Below are 2,248 nucleotides of genomic sequence, written 5' to 3' on the forward strand. Positions count from 1 at the left end.
CGGGCCGGGTGTCGTACACGCTCGGTCTGCAGGGTCCGGCCCTGACCGTGGACACGGCGTGCTCGTCGTCGCTGGTCGCCCTGCACCTCGCGGTCTCTGCGCTGCGCACCCGGGAATGCGGTCTCGCCCTCGCCGGTGGTGTCACCGTCATGTCGACGCCGTCGACGTTCGTCGAGTTCAGCCGCCTCAAGGGCCTGTCGGCCGACGGCCGCTGCAAGAGTTTCTCCGCCGACGCCAACGGGGTCGGCTGGGCCGAGGGCGCGGGCATGCTGGTCCTCAAGCGCCTCTCCGACGCCGAACGCGACGGCGACCGGGTGCTGGCGGTCATCCGCGGCAGCGCCGTCAACCAGGACGGCCGCAGCCAGGGCCTGACCGCCCCCAACGGCCCCTCCCAGCAGCGCGTCGTCCAGGACGCACTCACAGCCGCCCGCCTCTCCCCCGACGACATCGACGCCATCGAGGCCCACGGCACCGGCACCAGCCTCGGCGACCCCATCGAAGCCGGCGCCCTCGCCGCAGTCTTCGGACCCACCCGGACAGCCGACCGGCCGCTGCTTCTGGGCTCGTCCAAGTCCAACATCGGCCACGCCCAGGCCGCGGCAGGCGCCATCGGCGTGATCAAGACAGTGCTGGCGTTGCAGCACGACACCCTGCCCAAGACCCTGCACGCGGACGAGCCCAGCCCGCACATCGAGTGGGAGGGCTCCGGCCTGGAGCTGCTCCAGGAGGCCCGTCCGTGGGAGCGCGGCGAGCGGACACGCCGCGCGGGCATCTCCTCGTTCGGTCTCAGCGGCACCAACGCACACGTGATTCTGGAGGAGGCGCCCGCCGTCGAGGCGGCCGAGGCCGCTGAGGCTCCGGAACTGCCGGTGCCGATCGTGGTGTCGGGCCGCAGCGAGGCGGCACTGCGGGAACAGGCCGGACGCTGGGCGGACTGGCTGGACAGCCACGACCAGGTCCCGCTGACGGATGTGGCCGCCACGGCCGCGCTGCACCGCACCCACTTCGACACCCGCGCCGCCGTCCTCGCCGCATCAACCCACGAGGCCACGGCTGGACTCCGCGCCATCGCCGAGGGCCGGCCCCACGAGCAGGTCGTGACCGGCACGGCCCAGCCGCGCGGCAAGACCGTCTTCGTCTACCCCGGACAGGGCAGCCAGTGGATCGGCATGGGCCGCGACCTGCTCACCCAGTCACCCGTCTTCGCCGAGACGATCGACGCCTGCGACGCGGCCCTGAAGCCCTTCACCGGCTGGTCGGTACGCGAGGTCCTCACCGGTGACGGCGGCGAGCACCCGCCCCACGACCGGGTCGACGTCATCCAGCCCGCCCTCTTCGCCATGGGCGTGGCCCTCTCCGCCCTATGGCGCTCCCACGGCATCCACCCCGACGCCGTCATCGGCCACTCCCAGGGCGAAGTCGTCGCCGCCGTCACCGCCGGCGCCCTCACCCTGGACCAGGGCGCCCAGATCGTCGCCCAACGCTCCCAGGCAGTCCTGGCCTGCTCCGGCCAAGGCGGCATGGCCCTCATCGAACGCCCCCAAGCCGAAGTCGAACAGTTCATCGCCCCCTACGGCCAAACCCTCTCCATCGCCGCCATCAACACCTCAACCTCAACCGTCATCTCCGGCGAAGCCGGAGCACTGGACCAACTGGTGTCCGAGCTGCAAGAGCGCAACGTCTACGCCCGCAAGATCAACGTCGACTACGCCTCCCACCACGCCCACATGGACCCCCTCCTGCCCAACCTCGCCGCAGGCTTCACCAACATCACCCCCACCCAGACCAACACCGCCTTCTACTCCACCGTCACCGGACAACCCACCCCCGGCACCCAACTCGACGGACCGTACTGGTGCCGCAACCTGCGCGACACCGTCCGCTTCGACCAAGCCCTCACCCACCTCCTCACCGACCACCACACCACCTACATCGAAATCAGCGCCCACCCCGTACTGACGATGCCCCTCACCAACGCCGCCACCGAACACAACGGCATCGTCGTCGGCACCCTCACCCGCAACCACGGCACCCTGACACAACTCCTGCACAACCTCAGCCTCCTCCACGTCCAGGGCCACACCACCAACTGGACCAAGACCCTCCCCACCCCCACCAGCCAGATCACCCCCCTACCCACCTACCCCTTCCAACACGAACACTTCTGGCCGGACGACCTCGACGGCGGTGCCGACGTGACGGCCGCGGGGCTCGGGGCGGCGGGGCATCCGCTGCTCAAGGCCGGGGT

Annotated in this window: 1 protein-coding gene; it reads left to right on the forward strand. The window is 70.8% G+C overall.

The window, feature by feature from the left end; genetic code table 11:
- Positions 1 to 2,248 (forward strand): type I polyketide synthase (locus AWZ10_RS27780; protein ID WP_159058364.1); only part of this gene is annotated, 2,248 nt, incomplete at both ends.

This window comes from Streptomyces europaeiscabiei (genome assembly GCF_001550375.1).
GTDB lineage: Bacteria > Actinomycetota > Actinomycetes > Streptomycetales > Streptomycetaceae > Streptomyces > Streptomyces europaeiscabiei.